Genomic DNA, 21,179 nt, shown 5'->3' with positions numbered 1-21,179 from the left:
TCGCTCAACCACCGGCGCGCTAGCTTTGCTCCGTGGGCCGATAGCGCGGCTTGTGATCGGCAAGCAGCGCGTCCGGCAGCACGATCAGCCGCGGCCCTGCGGTGTAGAGCAACGCCGCCTCGACCGCGCGGCCCGGAAAGATCACCCGCAGCGCCTCGGCATAGGCGGCGATCTGCTTGAGGTGATATTCGGGAACGTCCGCCAGCTCCGGCGGCGCGCGGCGCCCGGTCTTGAAATCGACCACGCGGACGCGGTCCGCCTCGATCAGCAGGCGGTCGACCGTCCCTGACACGACGATGCCGTCGCTCAACGTCGCGGCGATCGGTGCTTCGGCCAGCGCGTCTGCGCCGAACAGGTCCGCGAACCGCGGGTCGTCGAGCACCGCTGCGACGCTCGCAATGATTTCCGCCCTCGCCGCGCCGTCCTCGACGCCGCCCGCTTTAGCCAGCCAGCGATCCGCTGCCGCGGCGCGGCCGCTGGGCGCAATCGCAGGAAGCCGCTCGAACAGCGCGTGGATCAGCCGCCCGCGTTCCGCCGCCAGTCGCATCATCGGCGTGGGCGGCGGATCAGACACAGCATCCTCGCCGAGCGCGGACGGCGACAAGGGTCGCGGCGGACGGGATTCGGTCGGCGCCGGCTGGTGCGCCCAGTCTGGAAGCCGCACGGTTTCGGACGCGATGGCTTGCTGGGCAACCTTGGCGACGATCGCTGGCTGCGGTTCCGCCCCGTGGAAAGTTCGAGCGCCCTCGCCTTCAGCCACGCCGAGCGCCGCCAGCGCACGGTCAGCCGCGGCGTACCAGCTATTCTCCGGCGGCACGCCTTTCGCGCGGGGGCCGAGCGCACCGGCGATCACCAGCCGCTCTTCGGCCCGCGTCGCGGCGACGTAGAACAGCCGCCAATGCTCCTCAAGTTCGCGCTGCTCGGCCGCCGACACGGCCCCATCCAGCGGCCCGCCGCGCTCGGCCGATCGGGGGCGGAACACCGGGATCGGCGCGGCGCCGGGCTCGGGCGCCCATTTGAGGATCGAGCGCGGCGCGGCCGATGGGTCGGCCGTCGCGTCGGCCAGGATTACCAGCGGTGCCTGCAACCCCTTCGCGCCGTGTGCGGTCATCACCCGCACCGCATCGAGCGGCGCCGAGGGATCGCGCACGATCTCGACATCGCCGCGGTCGAACCAGTCGAGGAAACGCTGCAACGACGGCGTCGTCGTGTTCTCGAATGTCAGTGCGGCGTTGAGCAGTTCCTCGATCGGATCGCGCGCCTCGGTGCCCAGCCGCCGGATCAGCTTCCGCCGGCCGTCGAGCGGGCCCGACAGCAGTTCCTCCAGGAACTGATACGGCGTGGCGATGTCGGCGCGCGCCAGCATCGCCAGCAACGGGGCCAGTCTTGTCGCGGGTTGCGTGCGTTGCAGGTGGCGCCACAACGGCCCTGCCTCGCGCGGTGCGGCCGCCATAAGCTCGTCCTGCGTCCAGCCGATCAGTGGGGACACGAGCAGCGCGGCCACGCTCAGGTCGTCCTCGGGCTGCAACACGAAGCGGATCGTCGCGAGCAAATCCTGCACCGCGAGCGGCGCGTTCAGCCGCAGGCGATCGACGCCCGCCACCGGCACGCCCTCGGCATACAACCGCGCGACGATCAGCGAGGCGAGGTCGCCGCGCCGCTTGACCAGGATCATGACGTCTTCGGGACGCAAACGCCGCCCCTTGCTTTCCAGCATCAGGCCCGTGTCGGGCGCGAGCCAGCCCTTCACCGCGCGCGCGATATCGCTGGCGAGCTTGCGCACCGCGTCGTCGACCCAGCCCTCTTCGTCGTCCTCGCTGCCGCCTGCTGAGACCGGCGGCCACAAGGTCACGGTGCCCGGCCCGGCTACCTCACTCGCGTGACGCTCGGCCTGTCCGATCATTCCAAGCCCTGGCTCACCAGCAGCTTCGATTGCAGCGTCAACAAACTCTAGTACGGTTCGCGTCGATCGAAACGAGTGGGTTAGCGATAGTCGGGCCATCGGCAGCCCGCGGTCCTCTAACGGCATATCGTCACTGCCGAGCGCGGCATTCGCTCGCTCGCCGAAATGACGTTCGAAATAGGCGAAGTTAATCGGATCGGTACCTTGGAAACCGAATATGGCCTGCTTCCAATCTCCCACCGTGAAGAGCGTTCGTACGGACGGAGCGTGAACGCCCCGCCCAACAAAAAATTCAGAGACTAAAGCACTTACAATCCGCCATTGACTGAGGTTCGTGTCCTGCGCCTCGTCGATGAGCAGATGCTCGGTCGCCTGGTCGAGCTTGTAGCGGACCCATTCGCCGATCCCCGGCTGGTCGAGCAACGCCACCGTCGTCGCGATCAGATCGTCGAAATCGACTGCCCCCGCGCGCCGCTTGGCGAGCGCGTAGGCCCGCGCGTAATCGCGTCCGACCTCAAGTGCATCGGCGAGCAGGTCGCAGTACGTTGCGCGCTGGACCATCGACAGGACGTCGGTGCACGCCTCGCCCAGATCGCGCGCGAGGACTTCGTAATCGGGTTCGGCATCGATCAGTTTCTTCGACGCCTTCCGCTGCGTGCCCGTGCCGGTCAGCACGACGCTGGCGAGGTCATCCAACGTTGCCGCGCGGTCCTCTGAGTCGAGCCAACGCTGCACGGTCGCCGCCGCGGCTTGGCCGGTGGCGCTCCCCCAGGCGCGATTGGCCGCGGCGATGCGCGCGATCGCATCGAGGTCGAGCGCGTCGCACCATTCCGCGATTGCCTCATCGATATCCCCGGACGGAAGCCCGAGTTCGCGTCGGAGCCAAGGCTGGATGCCGACCGGGAGGGCCTCCAACGGTGGCAGCGCGCGAGCGCAGGCGAGCAGGAACGCCTCCGCCCCGCCCTCGCCCATCCGCAGCGACAGACGCCCTACGATCTCGACCGGGCGCTCGCGGCCCTCGCGTTCGGCGTCCGACAGCATCGTCGCGAGGGCCTCGCGTGCAAGCCCCGCCTCTTCGCGCGCCTCCAGCGGCCGGAAGCCTGGCGTCAGCCCGGCCTCGACCGGGAATGCCGCGAGCAACCCTTGGCAGAAGCCGTGGATCGTCTGGATACGCAGGCCACCGCCCGGCGCATCGAGCACCTTGGCGAACAGGGTGCGGGCGCGATCCTGCAACGCCTGTACCGGGCTCTCGCCTAGCGCGATCAGGTCCGCCGCCAGTGCGGGCGCGGGCATCCGTACCCACGCGGCGAGGCGGCCGTTGATGCGCTGCGCCATCTCTGCCGCGCCCGCCTTGGTGAAGGTCAGGCACAGGATCGCGCCGGGATCTACGCCGCGCAACAGGAGGCGGAACACGCGTGCCGCCAACACCTGTGTCTTGCCGGTGCCCGCCGACGCGGACAGCCAGACGTGCGAGGCCGGGTTACTGGCATCAGCTTGCGCACCCTTCAGCCGGGGCAGCGTGGCAAGCGTATCAGTGCTCACGGCCGTACCATTCGTCGCGTCGCATCAACTGGTCATACTCGGCATAGGGGGCGTATTCGGGGACGAGTTTCGCGGTGAACGCGGCGCTGCCGGTGAGCCATTCGCCGACGACTTCGGTGAAGTTGTGCGCGGCGATCGCGGTGAATTCGGCGGTCGGGATCTTGTCGCGCTTGCCCTCGGGATCGACCGGGCTCTCGATATAGCCGAACGCGTCGCGCTTCTTGCCGAGCGACCAATATTCGAACGCGCCAGCGGTGCCGGAGACGTCTGGGAACCCGCCGCGTTCGGCGATCAGGCCGAGCAGGCCGAGTTGCAGGCTGTAGCCGGCGCGGACCGCGGTGGGCGAAGGTGGCTTGCCGGTCTTGTAGTCGATCACCGCGAGGCGCCCATCGGGGAGCTTGTCGATGCGGTCGTAGCGGCCCGACAGCGTCACCCCGGCGATCTCGATCTTGCCCTTGCCCTCGGCACTGGCGACCGTGCGGCCGTCCTCGCCCTGCGCGACGATCGCGCCGGCGATCCAGTCGATCGCCTCCAGCAGGCGCGGCTGCCACAGCGCGCGCATCATCGGATGCGTCCGCTCGTCGTCGAGCATCGCTTTCGCACGCTGCCGCAGCGTGTCGACGGTGCAGTTGTCCTGCTTCCACCATTGTTCGAGGATGTCGTGGACCGCGGTCCCGCGCCACGCCGCGCTCGGGTCCGCATCGACTGGATCGAGCGGCATCAGGCCGAGCACGCGGCGTGCGTAGAAGGCGTAGGGGTCGGCCTTGAGGCGATCGACCTCGGTGACGGAGATGGCCTTGGGGCGCAGCAGCGCTGGCGGCGACGGGGCGGGACGATCCGCTGGCAGATGCTCACCCGGATCGTCGAGCGCGCGCGTCCAGCCTTCCAGCGCCGACGCGCGTTCGAACCGATCGCCGGCGAGCGCCTGCAACCGGAGCCAGAGCCGCGAGGCCAGAGCTGGCGATTTCGCATCCCGCCGTGCTCGCGTGACGACCGCGCGAGGTGCACCGAGCGCCTGCGCGAAATCATGCGCGGCGGTGCCGACACGTCGCTCCAACCCCGGCAGCCCGAGTTCCATGCGGATGCGCGGCGCGAGCCACGGGTCGGGGGCGGGCCGCCCCGGCCACACGCCTTCGTTCAGCCCGCCAAGCACCATGACGTCGGCCGTCTGCAACCGCCCCTCGATCAAGCCATAGATCGCGAGCCGCGGGTGGCCGCCCGGCGCTGGCCGCACCGCGACCTCGTCGAGCAACGTCCGCAAAAGTTGTGGCAGTTCCCGGGGATCGATCCGGGGCGGTCCGGCGGGCGCTTCGGCTTCGAGATCGGCGAGGAATTCCGCGGCCGCACGCCCTGCGAGACCCGACCAGAGATTGTCGCCGCACAAGGTCTGCGCCGTCTCGCGCAGGCAGGCGAGCACCGCCGCCAGGGGCTGCGGCCCTTGATCGAACGCGCCGGCCAGCGGCGTCAGCAACGGCTGGACGTCGGTCCACCAATTTGCCGCCGTCCCCTTGCGCTCCTCCAGATGCCCGGTGATGCCATCGAGCCCAGCCGCCGGTCGTGGTCCGCGCAACCGCCGATCGAGCGCGCGTGCGCCGTCGAGCCACAGCAAGCGATCCTCGCCCGCGCGCACCAGCGGATGCTTCAGCAACGCCAGCAGCGCGAGAGGCGAAAAGCGCTGCGCCGCCGCTTCGGCAAGCGCGAGCAGCAACGTTCCCGGTGGCAGGATCGACAAGGGCCGCCCCGCGCTGTCGTCGATCGCGATCCCCCAACGTCCCAGATGCGCCGCCACCCGCCGGGCGAGCGCGCGATCAGGCGTGACCAGCGCGGCGGTGCGCTCCGGCACCTCCAACGCCTCGCGGAGGACGAGCGCAATCGCCTGCGCCTCCTCCGCCGGGGTCGCGAGTTCGGCTGCGGTCACGCCTTTCAAGCGGCGATCCTCCGCGGCGATCTGCGTCCATTTGCCGGTGAAATCCGCGGGCGCCAGCGCGTTGGCGATCGCCCGCCCGCGCGCGGCATCGGCGTCGTGCCCGCCGCCTTCGCGCCACGTCTGTACCTCGCCCCGCGCGATGCCCATACGCAGGAGCATCAGCTTGGCATCGAACTGGGGATGCGTCTCGATCGACCGCCGAGCGAGCCCGGTGACCGGGTTCGGATCATGCGGGCCGAGCGCGTCCCATTCCTCGTCCGGCAGCGCGAGATCGAGCCCGGCGAACACCACCATCCCCTGCGGCATCTCGGCTATACACCTGAGCAGCCGTGCGACTGCGGGAGCGGAATCGGTCACACCTGCCGCGCAAACGATCCCGGCCGGCGGCGCGTTCCGCCAGCGCTGAGCGAGCCGATCGAGCAACGCGGAGCGCCGCGTTGCTTCGTCGATCCGCCCCAGCCGTGCCAGTTCGCCCGGCCAGCGTTGCAGCACGATCTCGAACGTCGCCAGCGCACGCCGCCAATGCTCGGTGAGTTCAGGCCCAAGCTCGATATCGCGCAACTTGGTCGGCGGCACCTCCTCGACCAGTAGCTGGTCGAGCGTTCGCGCGAGTTCGCCCGCCAGCCGCACCGCTTCGGCCGCATCGACCGGATGGCCTTCGCGCGCGCGCTCTTCCGACACCAGCCGCGCGAGGATCATGCGGCGTTGATAGGGCGGCACGGCGGGGAGCGGCGGATCGATGTCGTCCGCCGGATCGAGCGCGGCGCCGACCGCCTCGCCCATCTCGGGATCGCCTAGCGCCACCAGCCTTGGCAACACGAGCCCGCCGCCACTCGCGCGCACGAACGCCTCGGTCACGGCCTTCACCGCGCGATTGTTCGGCAGCACGACGAGCGCTCGGGCCAGTGCGAGCGGATCGCGCCCCGCCCGTCGGGTCAGCCCGGCGACCAGCGCATCCGCAAACGCCCGGTGCGCGGGGATCGTGTACAGCGTCGGTCGATCCGTCGCGATGAGATCAGCCATCCGCGAGGATCGTCTCGGTCTTCGGGATCGCGGCGGGCGTGCCGACGTCGAACCACAGGCCCTGGTGGACCTGTCCATAGGCGCGACCGGCCGCGATCGCGCGGTCCCAGAACAGGTTGGTCGAGAACGGCCCCTCCGGCCAGTCCGCGATCAGGCGGGGATGCAGGATCTGAATGCCGGTATAGGCGAACGGCGCGACCCGGCCGGGCTTGCGCCGCCCGGCGATCCGCCCGTCGCTGGCGAGATAGAAATCGCCCATGCCGCCGTGATTGTTGGCGCGCGCGAGCGGCACCATCAGCAGAAGCGCGTCCATCTTCGCGTCGTCCCAGCGCGATGCGAGCAGCTTGATCGCGTCCATCGGCCCGTCGATCCAGAGATTGTCGCTGTTGACGACCAGCACCGGCGCATTCCCGAGCAGGTGCCGCGCCTGGACGAGCCCGCCGCCCGTCTCCATCAGCATCTTGCGCTCGTCGGAGATCACGACATCGATCCCTTCGAACCGGTCTGTGACGTGCGCCTCCAGCGTATCCGCCAGATAATGCACGTTGACGACCGCGCGTTTGATCCCGGCGGCCTGCAACCGTTCGAAGACGTGATCGATCAAAGGCTTGCCCGCGACCTGCACGAGTGGTTTGGGTCGCGTCGCGGTCAGCGGGCGCATCCGCTTGCCGAGCCCGGCGGCCATCACCATCGCCGTCTCGGGTACGATCCCGCGAGGGACAGGGCGAATCGTCTGCTGGCGGGTCACGCGCTCAAGGCCAGCGGATCGCCACGAAGTACCGACGGCACGTTCGCCGCGAACCACGCCGCGACCGGCGCCATCACCGGCTGCGCCAGATCGCGCTCCAGATAGGTCCACACGCGCGGGCACATCGTCGGGTAATGCGGCTTGCCGTCGCGCTTCCACAGCCGCGTGAAGATGCCGAGGATCTTCGCATTCCGCTGCGCGCCGAGCACGTGATACGCGTTCATGAAATCTTCCCCCGCGTCCGCCGCCGCGCGATATCGCTCGAGCATCGCCGCTTCGATCGCCGGATCGACCGTCCGCCGCGCGTCCTGCAACAGCGATACCAGATCATAGGCCGGATGCCCCGCCAGCGCGTCTTGGAAGTCGAGCAGGCCGAGCGAGCGCTCCGGCCCGACCAGCATCAGGTTTTCAGCATGATAATCGCGCAGCACCGTGACCGGCGTGTCGGCAATGGCATGGTCGAACACCGCCTCCCAAGCCGCGTCCCAACCCGACAGATCAGGCTCGATCCCGACCGCCGGGCAGTACCATTCGACGAACAGCCCCGCCTCGCGCTTCAGCACGGCGCGATCATAGGGGGGGACCGGTCCCGCGGGCTCTGCACGCAGCCGCACCAGCAAGTCGATCGCCGGCGCGTACAACGAAAGCTCCTCGTCAGGCGCCGCGTCGACCGCCTCGCGCAACCGATCGTCGCCGAAATCCTCGATCAGCACCAGCCCCTGGTCGAGATCGCACGCCAGGATCGCTGGAGCTGCAAAGTCGTGCTCGACCAGCCATTCCGCGATAGCGATGAAGGGGCGCGGGTCCTCATGCGGCGGCGGCGCGTCCATCAGGATGGCCTTGCGCGCCCCCTCTTCGGCGCCTTCAACCGCACGGAAGTACCGCCGGAACGACGCGTCGCCTGCGACCGGGAGGATCTTCGCCCCACTCCAGCCATGAGCGTCGAGAAAAGCGGCGGCGCCGGGCGGCGGGGTCATGTCGGCCATCGCGACCTCCAAGCTTCCGGGACGCCGATAGTCAAGCTGCGCGTGCCGTCCGGATCGATCGTCAGGCTGAGGCGAAGCGCATCGGGCCAATGGTCGGGGCCGGCGCGCTCGGGCCATTCGACGAGCAGGAGTGAGTCATAGCGTGAATCGTCGAGCGCCAGTTCCTCGATCTCGGCGGGGTCGTCGATGCGGTAGAGGTCGACGTGAAGCACGGGGAAACGCACCTCGGGGGGCTCGTAGGGCTGGACGATCGCGAAGCTGGGTGACGGTGCTTCGCCGACGAGGCCGAGCGCGGCGAGAAGGCCGCGCGCGACGCTGGTCTTGCCCGCGCCTAGCGTGCCTTCGAGGGTGATCACATCGCCGGGCTGGACACGTTCGGCCAAGAGCGCCCCGAACGCCTCGGTCGCTTGCGGATCGGGTAGACGGATCACGCGCATGAGCCCTCTCCCCCTCGGGGAGAGGGTTGGGTGAGGGGCTGTTCCGGGCGTTGCACTGCTTGGCAGCCCCTCACCCCGACCCTCTCCCCGGAGGGGAGAGGGAGTAGAAAGTGCGCCCTCATCGCCGCGGCAATTCGACCGTGATCAGCGTGCCCTCGCCAGGCTCCGAGACCAGTTCGATCGTGCCGCCATGCGCCTCGACGAACTGCTTTGCCAGCGGCAAGCCTAACCCTAATGCCCGATCCCCCATCGGCTTCGACTCCGCAAACCGGTCGAACGCGTGCGCGACGGCCTCTGCGTCCATCCCTACCCCGTCGTCCGACACCACGATCCGCGCCGACGTCGCATTGCCGTCGGTATGCAGCAGCACCCGCCCGCCATCCGGCGTCGCCGCGATCGCATGGCGCAGCAGATGTTCGACGACCTCCTTAAGCCGCTTCGGATTGCCGTTCACCCGCCCGGTCGACCGCGCCACCTCGATCGCGAAGTCGAGCTTGCGCCGCTTGGCCGACGGCAGGATCGTCTCGGCCGCCGCGCGCACGGTGGTCGCGAGATCCACGTCGCTGCGATCGGTTTCGGCGCGGTCACTCTCCGCCCGGGTCAGGTCGAGCACGTCGTCGACCAGCAACCCCAACCGCTCGACCGATTCCAAGATGGCCCCGACATAGCCCTCGGCCTGCGGCGTCATCGCGCCCGCGTACCCGCCGTGCAACATCTCCGCGAACCCACTGATCGACGTCAACGGCGTGCGCAGTTCGTAACTCATGTTCGCGACGAACGCAGTCTTCACCTTGTCGGTCGCCTCGAGCGCATCCGCTCGGTCGCGCAGGGCCTGCTCGGCGCGACGGCTGTCGGTGATGTCGAGCATCGTGAACAGCGCATTGCCATCGGGTAACGGCACACCGGCAAACTCGAAATGTCGTCCATCCGCGAACGCAACGCGCCCGCCACGCTGCTGGCGCCCGACCGTCGCCGACCGGACGAGATCAGGGATCAGCACGGACCGACCAGGTGTCGCGAGCTTCGCGCCGGCCGCTTCCGCAAACGCATCGACGCGCGGATGCGAGGCAAGGAACTCCTCCTCCAGCCCCCACAACGCACGGAACCGATTGTTCCAGAGCTGCAACCGCCCATCCGCCGCGAATACGCCGAGCGCCTCGAACAAATTGTCGAACGTCGCGGTCCGTACCCGCAGCAGCGTATCGCGCGCGCTGGCCAATTGAACCTGCTCGGTGCGATCCTCGAAGATCAGCAGCAAACCACCGTCGGGCAATGGCTGCGCGACGACGCGCAGATGCGTGCCGCCGCGAAGATGCCAGTTCTCCTCCATCGCGCCGCCGCCGGGCGAGCCGCCCTGGGATCCACCCGTCTGCATGAACCAGTCGCGCCGCTCCGCCTTCCAGCTCGGGAAGTCGCGCACCTCGGGCAGCCGGTTCGCTTCCCGCATCCGCTCCAGCACGCGGTCGAACTCCGGCCGGTCCGCCAGCCACTCGCTCCGCATCGCAAACATCCGGCGAAACGGCTGGTTGCAGAACACCAGCGACCGATCGCCGCCGAACTGCGCGACGCCCGCCGACAGCCGATCGAGCATCGCCCGCTGCGCTTCGGCAAACCGCTTCGCCCCCGAACGCGCCTGCTCCAGTTCCTCGATATCGATCGCGAACCCGGCCACACCGCCGCTCGACAATGGGACGTCGTAAATCTGCAACGACCGCCGCGCGCCGTCGATCGTCGCGGGCAGGACCTGCTGATGCGGCCGCCCCTGCTCGCGCGCAACCGCAGCACCCGCCAGAGGCCCGCCCCGCCCCGATCCCTCGACCAGCTCCAGTCCACGCGCCACCACATCGGCTGCATCGCGCCCCTCGACCGCCTCGACATAGGCAGAGTTGACCATCGCCAGCCGAAGATCCGTCGCGCGGTACCACATCGGCATGGGTGCCGCCTCGATCAGCCCCGTGAGAGATTCGTATGCTGCCCCAAGCCGGATCGTCTCCGCCCCGAGTCGAGCGATTTCGGCTTCGCTATCGGACGCATCGAACGCCCAGAGCAATACCGCTCCGGTCGCACCCATCTCTCCTGGTGCGCGCCCACCGCGAAACGTTAGCGCCTTCGTCGATCCCGCCAACTTGACGGCCCGCACGAAGGAGCGACCAGACCGCTGCGCCGCCGTCACGTCCGCAATCAACCGTGCGGCATCGTCGGGCGACAGACCGGCTCCACCGGCAGCCAGCTCCGCCAGCGAACGTGGCGGCGCCTCCAACCCCAACCAGTCCGCCATCGGCTGCGACATCTCGACCCGCCCACCCGAGCGGATCACCGTCACGATCGCCGGCGATCCGTCGAGCACCGTTCGCAGCTGCGCATTCGCTTCCATGATGTCGGCGGCTGCGCTTCGTGCGCGCAAGCCGAGGAACAGCAGCACCGAGCCTGCGCCGACGAGCATCAGTACGAACACGCCGACCAGTACGGCCATGCCGGTTCCGAGCGTGATCATCGAGCAGCCGCGTAAGAATACATGGAACTCGTCTAAGCCAACCCTGGCCTCATAGGGAAGGTCATGGCGGTGGAAATCTCATCGTCTGGTCGAGGTCCGAGCACAGGACGGAGCCCTTTGCAGCCCCTGAGACGCGCCGCGCATCTGTTGCAGATTTGCGTCACTTGTGAAGAAATGAGACAATTACACTGTCATTTCGTCGCATAGAATTTGCGCAGGCCAGTCATCCGCAGCAACCGCACGGCCACTACCGCGTGGAATTGAAAAGGACGACCTTTGCCTCGTAACCTGCTCCTAACTGCTACCATTCTGGCCGCCGGAACACTGGCTGCGCCCGCCTTTGCGCAGGACACGGCCGTGTCCACGCCGAGCGTCGAGGCAGCGCCTTCGGCTACCGATCAGACCGTCGCTCCCGAGCCGGTCGCCACCGCTGATGACAACATCGTCGTCACCGGATCACGTATCCGCCGCCCGGATCTCGAATCGGCGTCACCAGTAGCGGTAGTCGATTCCCAGCAGATCCAGTCGCAGGGCATCGTCAACACGCAGGACTTGTTGCAGAAGCTCCCGCAGGTCGGCATTCCGGGCCTCAGCCGGACCAACAGCAACTTTGCGACGGCTGGCAACGGCATTGCGACGATCAACCTTCGCAACCTCGGTGACTCGCGGACCCTCGTCCTGGTCAACGGGCGCCGGTTCGTGCCGGGCGTGGCCGGGACCTCGGTCGTCGACGTCAACAACATCCCGGCCGATTTCGTCGACCGGATCGAGGTCGTCACCGGCGGCGCGTCGGCGATCTACGGATCGGACGCCATCGCCGGCGTCGTCAACTATGTGATGAAGACGGACATGCAGGGCATCACCGCCCGTGCACAATACGGCCTGACCAGCCGCGGCGACAATCCGAACTATACCGCCAGCATTACCGGCGGCACGAAGTTCGGCGAGGACGATCGCGGGTCGATCATCGTCAACGGGACCTATTCGAAGGATCTCGGCCTGCTGTCGAACAAGCGGGGCATTTCGGCGGAGGATTGCTCGAACCTCGGCTGCGGTCCGCAGTCCTACAGTTCGTATTCCGCGCAAGGCCAGTTCCAGTTCCGGAACGGCAACAACGAGTCGACGAACGGCGGCGGCTATGCCAGCAACCTGTTCTCGTTCAATCCGGACAACTCCGTGGTTGCTGGGGGCGGCATCGGGTTCAACCGCAACTCGGTGCGTCGTATCTCGACGCCGGTCGAACGCTATCTCGCAGCGGGTGCAGCGCAGTACAAGTTCAGCGATTCGGTGACGGCGTTCCTGGAAGGCACCTACGCCAAGACCAAGTCCAGCTCGCAGATCGAAGCGCTCGCACTCGACTCGCAGCTCGACGTCGGCGCCGGCTATGCGATCGACAACCCCTACCTGCCGGCGTCGGTCCGTCAGCAGATCATTGCCCGCAACAGCGACGGCATCGCCGACAATGACGTGACCTCGATCTCGTTCCGTCGTCGTCAGAACGAGGTGTTCAGCCGCAGCAACACGAACGACCGCGATACCTTCCGCATCGCCGGTGGCTTCCGCGGCGATATCAGCCCCAAATGGCGCTACGAAGTGTCGGGCGTCTACGGCCAGCTGAAGGATCGCACGAGCAGCCAGGACATCGACATCACGAAGTACGCGAACGCGCTCGACGCGGTCACGGACGCCACCGGCAATATCATCTGCCGTGACTCCGCCGCCCGTGCAGCGGGCTGCGCGCCGATCAACCTGTTCGGATACAATACCGCTGGCGCCGCTGCTTCGACCTATGTCCAGTCGGACCTGCCGCGCTCGGTCGCAATCAAGAACACGCAGTTCGTCGCCAATGCCAGCCTCAACGGTTCGCTCGTCACGCTGCCCTACGGCGACGTGCAGGTCGCGTTCGGTGGTGAGTATCGCCGCGAGAAGAGCAGCGAGAATTGGGATGCGCTGACCAATGCCGGTCAGAATTCGGGGAACCAGACGCCTGACACGGTCGGCAAGTTCAACGTGAAGGAACTGTTCGGCGAAATCGACATCCCGATCCTGAAGGACCTGCCGTTCGTCAATTCGCTGAGCCTGCAGGGTGCTGCTCGCTATTCGGATTATTCGACGATCGGTACCGTGTTCAGCTGGAACGCCGGCGGTGAATATTCGCCAGTCCGCGGGCTCCGTTTCCGCGGCAACTATGCCATCGCCAACCGCGCCCCGAATATCAACGAGCTGTTCTCGTCGGCATCGGAAACCTTCCCGTCTGTGCAGGACCCTTGCGACGGCGTGACCGCGGCGTCGGCCGGCACCTATGCCAATGCCTGCCGCCAGATTCCGGCGATCGCCGCTGCGGTGCGCAACGGCGGAACGTTCCAGTACGAGTTGGCGGATATCCAGAGCATCAACGGCTTCGACGGGGGCAATCGCACCCTGCAGGAGGAAAAGGGCAAGACCCTGACGCTCGGCGCAGTGATCGCGCCCGACCAGATCCGTGGCTTCAGCCTGACCGTCGATTATTTCGACATCAAGCTGAGCAATGCGATCGGCATCATCCCGCGCTCGACGTCGATCCAGCAGTGCCTGCTGACCAGCGAGCCGCAGTTCTGCAACAACGTCATCCGGTACGACAACACCGGCTACATCCGCACGGTGAACGCGCAGAACATCAACATCTCCGATACCAAGACGCGCGGTATCGACGTCAACCTGCGCTATGGTCGCGCGCTCGGCCTGGCGACGGACGATCGTCTCGACCTCAGCGTGCTGTACACGCATACGATGCGCTATCAGACGCAGTCCGACCCGGCGGCACCCGTCAACAGCGGCGTCGGCAACCTGGAATACGGCGCGGCGTTCCGTGACAAGGTGAACGCGACGGCCAGCTACAGCGCAGGTCCGTACAGCGTGAACTGGACCACGACATATCTGAGCCCGATGCTCGACACACCGCGCGCCGAGTTTGCCGACAGCTCGGAAGGCCTGGCGCCCGAGATTGCCGCGCATAACGAGATCGCATCGCGCTTCTATCACGATGTCCAGCTTCGTGCGCGCGTGGGCGAAGAGAGCAAGCAGATGGAGATGTTCTTCGGCGTCACCAACCTGTTCGACCGCAAGCCGCCGAAGCTGGAGGACACGGTGTTCTACGGCACGATCACCGGTACGACGACGGCAGCGGACGTCTACGATCCGATCGGCCGCCGCTTCTACGTCGGCGCACAGCTGAGGTTCTAGGACCGAAGCGTCTTCGGACACTCACGCGGGCGGGGCAGGCAACTGCCCCGCCCGTTTGCGTACCAGCCACTAGAATCAGAGTTGCAGCTTCAAGGGCGTTCACCCCCTTTTTCCCCAAGATGCGCCAGGAAATTGGCTATTTCCTGGCGTCGACTGCCCTCGTCTGCCAATTCGCCATCGACACCGAGCGCCCGCCGGGTAGCGCGATCTTCAGGACCGGCATGGAGCTTGTCCAGCAAAGCCGCCTGATCCAGTATTTCGGCCTCTTCGCCAGCCAACCCCGCCTCGACGAGGTCCGCGGCCTGACTGCGCAGCGCGCTGGCGATCTCCTCGAGCGACAGTTCCGGATGATATTGCACGCCCCAGAACGTTCCACCGTCAAAGCGGATTTCGACCGCCTGGACACGCGTGACGGCGTTGCTCGCGAGCAGGGTACTGCCCGGTGGCAATTCATCGACTTCGTCTCCGTGAATAGCAGCGGCGTCCCAGGTCGGAGGGCGGTTCGCAAGCAGCGGATGGTTGCGGCCCGCCTCCGTCGCAAAGATACGCCGCGCCACGCCCGCCTCCATCCGCTCCGGCATCTTGCGCACGCGTCCACCGGCCGCCGCGACTGCGATCTGGAGACCGGCGCATGATCCGAACGAGGGCACACCGGATGCGAATACCGCACGCATGAAGGCGAGTTGGCGATCGACGGCTGGGGTCTGCTGGTACACGTGCATCGGCGAGCCCGTCAGGAACACCGCGTCGAACACCCGCAGTTCGTCGGGCGCATAGGTTCGGGCATCGTCGTCCGCGGGTGAAATCACGGAAATCGTGGCATCGGGCACCATTTGCGAAAGCGTGGCGGCGTAGGTCTCGCCAGAACTTTTGCCCGCGCGCTGGCGGCGGGCGGCGCGGTCCTCGGGCAGTTCACTTTCAGCGACAAGATAGTGCGGCACCACGACGTCCTTCGTTGAGAAGCTTGCACAACGCCTCAGGACGGCTGTCGGCACACCGTGCGGCTTGCTGTCGTTCAACGGCCCGGTTGCGGACTTCAAGCCGGGTCCGCCGCCTCGATCGCCCGCCGCTCGTCTCCGACAATCAACGGCGGCCGATGCGACGCATCCGGGACGCCCCTGCGATGAGCAAGAGCCCCGTGACCACCAGCAGCATGAGCATGGGGATGGCTGGCCAGGATGCCGTTCCCGCCCGCGAAACGTAGCGGGGCAGCCAGCCGAAATCGGCGTGCGTGAACGGGCGATCGAAGAACAGATAGGGGTAGAAGAACGACCGCAACGTCTTGTGAAAGGCGCCGATACTGTCCTGGTAGTCGAGTTGCGCGACGAGATCGGTATCGGCCAACCGGTGCATCATCCCCTGTGCCGCGACGTTCGGAAGCAGCCAGCCCAGCCGCGTCGTCCAGCGTTCACGCTCGATCAGGCTCGTCCGGTACGCCGCGACCTGCGGCGCGACCGCCTCGTCGCCCACCTGATGCATGGCGAACAGCCATTTCCAGTGAAACCGGCCCTCGAACGTCTCATGCCCGCGCCACTCGGGATGTGTGGCAAGGAATTTGTCGAAGGTTTCCGACTTGGGCACGTCCCACCCGTGATGCACGATCTCGCGTTGCGCCAGTGTCAGATCGATGCCCTTGCCGACCGGCACCGCGCGCGCGATCGCCGCGTTGGCAAGGGTAGGCAGCAGCAGGGTCAAGACGATCCAGCACCCTATCGCCGCCGCAGCCGCGGTGGTGGAGGCACGCGCTCGGCTAGCGACGAGCAAGGTCAGGCCGAACCAGAAGGCGAGGTACACTGCGGCGACCGTCATGATGCCAAGCCCCATGATCGCAGGCGCCGCGGTGGCGACGAGCGCCGCACCCGCCGGGATCAGCAACGCCAGCAGCACGAGCAGGTACCGCAAACCGATCCGTCGGCGCCATAAGCCGGTGCCGGGAAACGACAGCAGCAAGCGCAGCCGCCCCCCTTCGCGTTCGCTCGTGACGAGATCGTGCGTCAGCGCGATCACCACCAACGGCGCGAGATAGATGGCCACGAACGCGAAGTCGAAGAGCCCCGGCAGCGCCTGTTCGGCGTTGAGGGTTTCGGACTCATACAGCTGCTGCTGCAGGCTCAGCGCCCGCACCCGGAGAACTGCAGGCTGCACGTCACGTTGACCGAGCGCGAGAAAGGCAAGACGCGAGGGTCGATCATGGGTCAGCAGGAACGAATAATAGGCGGCATAGCCCGCATCCCCGTCGGGCTTGCCCTGATCCTTGGCGACCGACGCGAGATCGCGTGACTGTTCGGCCGTCACGCGCGCGATCGTCGCCTCCTGCCGGGCGACGGCAGAGAGGCCCGACAGGATGGCAAGTGATGACAGGACGAGCAACAATGCGACCGAGGCGGCGGCGAGCCGCGAGCGCAGGATGAGGCGCAGTTCCGCGCGTAGGAGGCTCATCGCGATACCTTTCCGAGACGGCGTGCGATCGGCATAGCGAGCAGCAGCAGCGCGACCAGCCACCCGCCCAGCACCAGCATGTTGGGCCATATCTGCGCCGACGCCGGGCTGAAGCCACGGTATCGAAAGCGCGGGATGGTTTTCCAATTGTCGGCCGACACGCGGGGGTCCTCGCCCGCGCCGACGCTCGGGATCTTCTCCGCCTGCATCCAGTTGAGCGCCTGCACGAAGCGATAGCGGAACGCCTCCGACTGATCCAGAAAGTCCTGGTGGGCGGCGAGCCCGGTACCGGTAAGCGCCGTCGACAGCTGGCGCATCGCAATCAACGGACTGATTGCGCTGAACCCGCGGACGAAGCCGTTCTGGGCCGTCTCGCGCGCCTCCATCTCCCTGGCCGAGCGCGCGTAGAGTTCGGCCGTCAACCGCTCGCCCTCCATGGCGACGAGGCCGGCATATTGAACGGGCATGTCCTCGACCCGCGAAACGCCGTACCGCGCCAGCGTGCGCGCCTTGAACTCCGCGAAATAGGGATCGTTGGGATTGTGTGCGTCGCCGATCTGCTTGAGGTCGCGGTGCAGCGCGATCTCGGTTTCGATTCTGCTGGGCAGCGTGACGCGAGCGGCGGCGATTTCGGGTAGGGCTCGCGGCAGCAGGATGACGCCGACCATCCATATACCGACAAGCACCACCAACGCATCGCGCGATCGGGCGACCATCGCCGAGACCAGCACCGCCATCGTGGCCCAGAGTAACAGCCACCCTGCATAGCCGATGACGAGCAACGTGACGCTTGTCCACGAAGCGACGCCGCTTGATGCGAGCCCTATCAGGAGCAGGAATGCCGGCGCGCCGATCGCCAGTGCGATGCCTGCATGACCGAGCAGCTTACCCGCCAGTAGCTGCGCCCCGCTGACACCTTGAGCCAGCAACAATCGCAACGTCCCGCGTTCCCGCTCGCGCGCCACGCTGGTGAAGGCAAGGAAGATGAGCAGCAGGGGCGCGAGGGTTTGGAGCACGAACGCGGGCGTCAACTGGCCGAACCGGAGCAGCAGCGACGATTGCCGCGCTTCGGAGAAATTGGCACTGTTCTGGCGATGGCCTTCCAGGAAAATGGTGTTGCCGGTGAAGCTGTCGACGCCGAAGTCGAAGAACGCCAGCGGGCTCAGCGGTCGGAACACGAACTGCCCATAATGCACCATCCGGTGCGGATGACGCGCGGGCTGCTTGTCGAAACCGTCATCGACCGAGGCTTGATACCGCGCCCGCTCGACCTCGATCCCGGTGCGTCGCTCGAAGCTGACGAGGGCGGAGACGACGATCAGCGCGACCAGCAACAGCGTGGCGATGACGCCGGCACGATTGCGCGCAAGGCTGCGCCATTCCTCGCCGGCAACCCGAAGTACCGACGAACTCATGCCGCCGCCCTCGCGCCCGTGTAGCGGGCATGGAGCGCATTGAGATCGAACCGGGCCGCGTCCGCACTGGCGGTAAGCTCCTCCTCGATCCGGCCATCGGCGAGGAAGCCGATGCGATCCGCCACATCGACGGCGCTGAGCAGGTCGTGCGTCACCATCAGGATGGCGACGTTCCGGTCGCGCGCGGTTTCGATCAGGCGATTGAATTCCATGGTCGCGCGCGGATCGAGGCCCGACGTCGGCTCGTCGAGCAGCAGGACGGGAACGTGACGGGCCAGCGCGAGTGCGATGGCGACCTTCTGGCGCATGCCCTTCGAGAAGCCGCCGACGCGATCGTTCCAGGCATGCTGCGGCAGGCCGACGGCCTCCAGCGCGGGTTCGATCACCGTTCCCGCAGACCGTGGAGCCTTGGCGAGCGCCAGAAAATAGTCGACGTTCTCGCGCGCTGTCAGGTGATCGTAGAGCGCGACGGTTTCCGGGACATAGGCGAGTTGCGCTCTCGCGTTCGCCGGGCTGGTCGTGGGATCGATCCCGGCGACGCGCACCATGCCTTTTGACGGCGTGATGAAGCCCAGCAGCACCGACAGCGTGGTCGACTTGCCCGCGCCGTTGCCACCCAGCAGCGCGTAGATCTCGCCGGGTGCAACCGTCAGATCGAGCCCGCGTAAAACCTCGCGGTCACCATAGCCATGACGCAGGCCGCGCACCTCGATCGCCGACGCAACGGCCATGTTGGTTGTCATCATCATGTCATCGTCTTTTCATCTTGCACCGCAACACGAGCCGTCTATGAGACGATGTATCGTTACGCAAGGGCAAATGGCATTGCGTTTCTTCGATCTATCGGGGGCAGTACATGGTCGAGGCAGTAGACAACGTCGTGGGCAAATCAGGTCGAGACCGCGTGCCGGGATGGCGTCGCGTTTCTACCGCGTCGCTCGGCACGGCGGTTTGCGCGTTGCTCTGGCCGGTCACGCCAGTGCGGGCGCAGCAGACGGTTGAGGCGCGAACCGCGACCGTCGACGACATCGTGGTCCTGGGCAAAAGGCGGCTCGATCGTACCAATGGGTCGGACACCGTCACCGAGCGGATGTCGCAGGCGAGTATCGCCCTCGATCGCAGCATCCTCGACGAGTATGGCGTACGCAGGCTCGCGGATGCGCTCGAACTGGTCAGCGGCATTTCGCAGCAGAATAATCTGGGCGGGCTGCGCGACAATTATGCGATCCGCGGTTTTCTCGGGACGCCCGATACGGGCGCCGAGTATTTCGTCGACGGCTTCCTTGCCAATCGCGGCTTCGGACCGCCGCGCGATCCCGCCAATGTCGAGCGTATCGAGGTGCTGAAGGGGCCGGTCGGGGCGGTATTCGGCGCGATCGATCCGGCCGGGGTCGTCAATATCGTCACCAAGACGCCCCAGTTTCGCACGGCTGGCAGCGCTACGGCGAGTGCCGGTTCGTTCGGCACGTATCGTTTGGAAGGCGATGTCGAGTCGGCGCTGTCGTCCTCGTTTTCGATCCGGCTGGTCGGCGCAATCGAGAACAGCGACGGGTTCCGGGATCATGTCGATCTTCGTCGTAGGCTGTTCGCACCATCGATCCGCTGGCGACCGGCAGCCGGTACGACGCTGACCTATCAAGGCGAGTATATCCAGTTCCGCGCGCCGTTCGACCGGGGCATTCCGGCGATCGACGGCGACAGCGAGGCGGTGCCGCGCGAGCGCTTCCTGGGAGAACCGGGCGATGGCCGCGTTTCGTCGAGCAACTGGCGACATGAACTCTCGCTCGATCAAGACCTGGGCGACGGCTGGTCACTGGTAGGCGGCGCCGCCTATCGCGACGCCCGCATCCACGGTTTTTCCAGCGAAGCCTCGACACTGCTCCCCGACGGGACGGTTCGTCGCCAACGCCGCTTTCGCGACTGGAACCTGACGGACTGGTCCGGACGAGCCGAAGTGCGCGGAACGGTCTCCGCCCTTGGTACGCATCGGCCGAGCTTCGGCGTAACGCTCTACGATCTCGACTTCGACACCTATCAAGAGCGCTTTCGCCCCAGTGCAGCTCAACCTTACCCGATCAACGTCTTTGAACCGGTCTATGGCGGCGTTGCCGGGCCGCTAGCCCCGTTCACCGTCACCAACGAACGCCGCAAAGCCGTTGCCGTCTATGGCCAGGATATGTGGGAGGTGACCGATACTTTCAGCGCGGTAGGCGGCCTGCGATACGAGCATCTCGATCAGCGCATCGACAATTTGCGGTCGGGACAGCTTAGTCGCCTGAAGCGCAACCCCGTCGAGTTTCGCGCCGGCGTTCGATATCGTCCCGATCCTCGCTTCGCATTCCATGCCAATTGGGGGGAAGGCTCCCGGGCCAACTCCAGTATCGGACGGTTGGGGGAAGCGTTCCAGCCGGAAACCGGTCACGGCTATGAGATCGGCGCCAAGCTGGTCCTGCCGACGTTTCGTGCCACGGCCAGCTGGTTCGACGTGTCCAAGCGCAACATTCTGGCGACCGATCCGGTCGACGTGAACTTCCTGGCGACGGTTGGGCGGATCCGATCGCGCGGCGTCGAACTGGATGGCGAAGTCGATCTTGCTCCGCGCGTGCGGCTGATCGGTAACTACGCGTTTACGGACGCTGCTGCTCGCGATCCGGCATTCCCCAGCGCCGACGTGCTCAACGTTCCACGCCACGCCGGTACTCTGCAACTGTTCGCGAGCGTTCCCATGGCGGGCCACGATCTCGCGATGAGCGCGGGCGGGACCTATGTCGGCTCGCGGGCTGCGGCGCTCGACGGGGGCAATTTGCGCCTGGACGGCTATGTGAAAGCCAAGGCCAGCATCGCTTATCCCGTAACCGAACGGCTGACCGCACGCGTCGAGGTCGACAACATTCTCGATCAAACCTACGCACAGAGCAGCTATAGCGCCTTGTGGGTATATCCCGGTGCGCCGCGCTCCGTGCTTGTCTCTTTGGCCTCACGTTTCTGAAGGATCGCGGATGGGTTTCCCATTGCCCGTCGAGCCGCAACGCCGCCAATACGA

The 21,179-nt window shown here is 66.7% G+C and carries 12 protein-coding genes; 2 read left to right on the top strand and 10 right to left on the bottom strand.

What is annotated here, in order from left to right; all coding sequences use genetic code 11:
- Window positions 1–19: 19 nt before the first annotated feature.
- The 6 genes from addA to AC1MLZ_RS00980 all read right to left on the bottom strand — a co-directional run bounded on the left by addA (window position 20) and on the right by AC1MLZ_RS00980 (window position 11,060).
- Window positions 20–3,445 carry a double-strand break repair helicase AddA gene (gene addA / locus AC1MLZ_RS01005; protein ID WP_480960038.1) on the bottom strand — a complete coding sequence of 1,142 codons (3,426 nt, stop codon included), beginning with the start codon at window positions 3,443–3,445 and terminating at the stop codon, window positions 20–22.
- Window positions 3,435–6,395, bottom strand: a complete 2,961-nt coding sequence (addB, locus tag AC1MLZ_RS01000; protein ID WP_480960037.1) for a double-strand break repair protein AddB — start codon at window positions 6,393–6,395, stop codon at window positions 3,435–3,437. Before addB ends, addA begins: the two co-directional genes overlap by 11 nt.
- Entirely contained in the window at window positions 6,388–7,143 is a 756-nt protein-coding gene (locus AC1MLZ_RS00995) for a nucleotidyltransferase family protein (protein ID WP_480960036.1), read from the bottom strand. Before AC1MLZ_RS00995 ends, addB begins: the two co-directional genes overlap by 8 nt.
- Entirely contained in the window at window positions 7,140–8,120 is a 981-nt protein-coding gene (locus tag AC1MLZ_RS00990) for an aminoglycoside phosphotransferase family protein (RefSeq protein WP_480961430.1), read from the bottom strand. Before AC1MLZ_RS00990 ends, AC1MLZ_RS00995 begins: the two co-directional genes overlap by 4 nt.
- The gene (tsaE, locus tag AC1MLZ_RS00985) at window positions 8,117–8,566 is read right to left on the bottom strand and encodes a tRNA (adenosine(37)-N6)-threonylcarbamoyltransferase complex ATPase subunit type 1 TsaE (protein ID WP_480960035.1); all 450 of its coding nucleotides are present in this window, start codon (window positions 8,564–8,566) and stop codon (window positions 8,117–8,119) included. The genes AC1MLZ_RS00990 and tsaE overlap by 4 nt, the downstream gene beginning before the upstream one ends.
- Window positions 8,567–8,684: 118 nt before the next feature.
- Window positions 8,685–11,060 carry a PAS domain-containing sensor histidine kinase gene (locus tag AC1MLZ_RS00980; protein WP_480960034.1) on the bottom strand — a complete coding sequence of 792 codons (2,376 nt, stop codon included), beginning with the start codon at window positions 11,058–11,060 and terminating at the stop codon, window positions 8,685–8,687.
- A 357-nt stretch (window positions 11,061–11,417) separates the two neighbouring features.
- Here AC1MLZ_RS00980 and AC1MLZ_RS00975 point away from each other — a divergent pair, with 357 nt between their 5' ends.
- Entirely contained in the window at window positions 11,418–14,282 is a 2,865-nt protein-coding gene (locus AC1MLZ_RS00975; protein ID WP_480960033.1) for a TonB-dependent receptor plug domain-containing protein, read from the top strand.
- Window positions 14,283–14,371: 89 nt separating this feature from the next.
- Here the strand turns inward: AC1MLZ_RS00975 and AC1MLZ_RS00970 are convergent, their stop codons facing one another.
- From AC1MLZ_RS00970 to AC1MLZ_RS00955, 4 genes are read right to left on the bottom strand one after another with little or no spacing between them, the layout of a single operon-like run.
- Window positions 14,372–15,322 carry a type 1 glutamine amidotransferase gene (locus tag AC1MLZ_RS00970; protein ID WP_480960032.1) on the bottom strand — a complete coding sequence of 317 codons (951 nt, stop codon included), beginning with the start codon at window positions 15,320–15,322 and terminating at the stop codon, window positions 14,372–14,374.
- Window positions 15,323–15,365: 43 nt separating this feature from the next.
- Window positions 15,366–16,721, bottom strand: coding sequence for a DUF3526 domain-containing protein (locus AC1MLZ_RS00965; RefSeq protein WP_480960031.1), 1,356 nt, complete (start codon window positions 16,719–16,721; stop codon window positions 15,366–15,368).
- Window positions 16,718–18,136, bottom strand: coding sequence for an ABC transporter permease (locus AC1MLZ_RS00960; RefSeq protein ID WP_480960030.1), 1,419 nt, complete (start codon window positions 18,134–18,136; stop codon window positions 16,718–16,720). The genes AC1MLZ_RS00965 and AC1MLZ_RS00960 overlap by 4 nt, the downstream gene beginning before the upstream one ends.
- Window positions 18,133–18,879, bottom strand: coding sequence for an ABC transporter ATP-binding protein (locus AC1MLZ_RS00955; protein ID WP_480961429.1), 747 nt, complete (start codon window positions 18,877–18,879; stop codon window positions 18,133–18,135). The genes AC1MLZ_RS00960 and AC1MLZ_RS00955 overlap by 4 nt, the downstream gene beginning before the upstream one ends.
- A 113-nt stretch (window positions 18,880–18,992) precedes the next feature.
- Here AC1MLZ_RS00955 and AC1MLZ_RS00950 point away from each other — a divergent pair, with 113 nt between their 5' ends.
- On the top strand, window positions 18,993–21,125 hold the full coding sequence (locus AC1MLZ_RS00950) for a TonB-dependent receptor (protein ID WP_480960029.1): 2,133 nt from the start codon (window positions 18,993–18,995) through the stop codon (window positions 21,123–21,125).
- Window positions 21,126–21,179 lie beyond the last annotated feature (54 nt).

The organism is Sphingomonas sp. PEI4 (assembly GCF_056679955.1).
The sequence above is the reverse complement of the archived record's forward strand: the minus strand, read 5'-3'. Positions and strand labels throughout refer to the sequence as shown.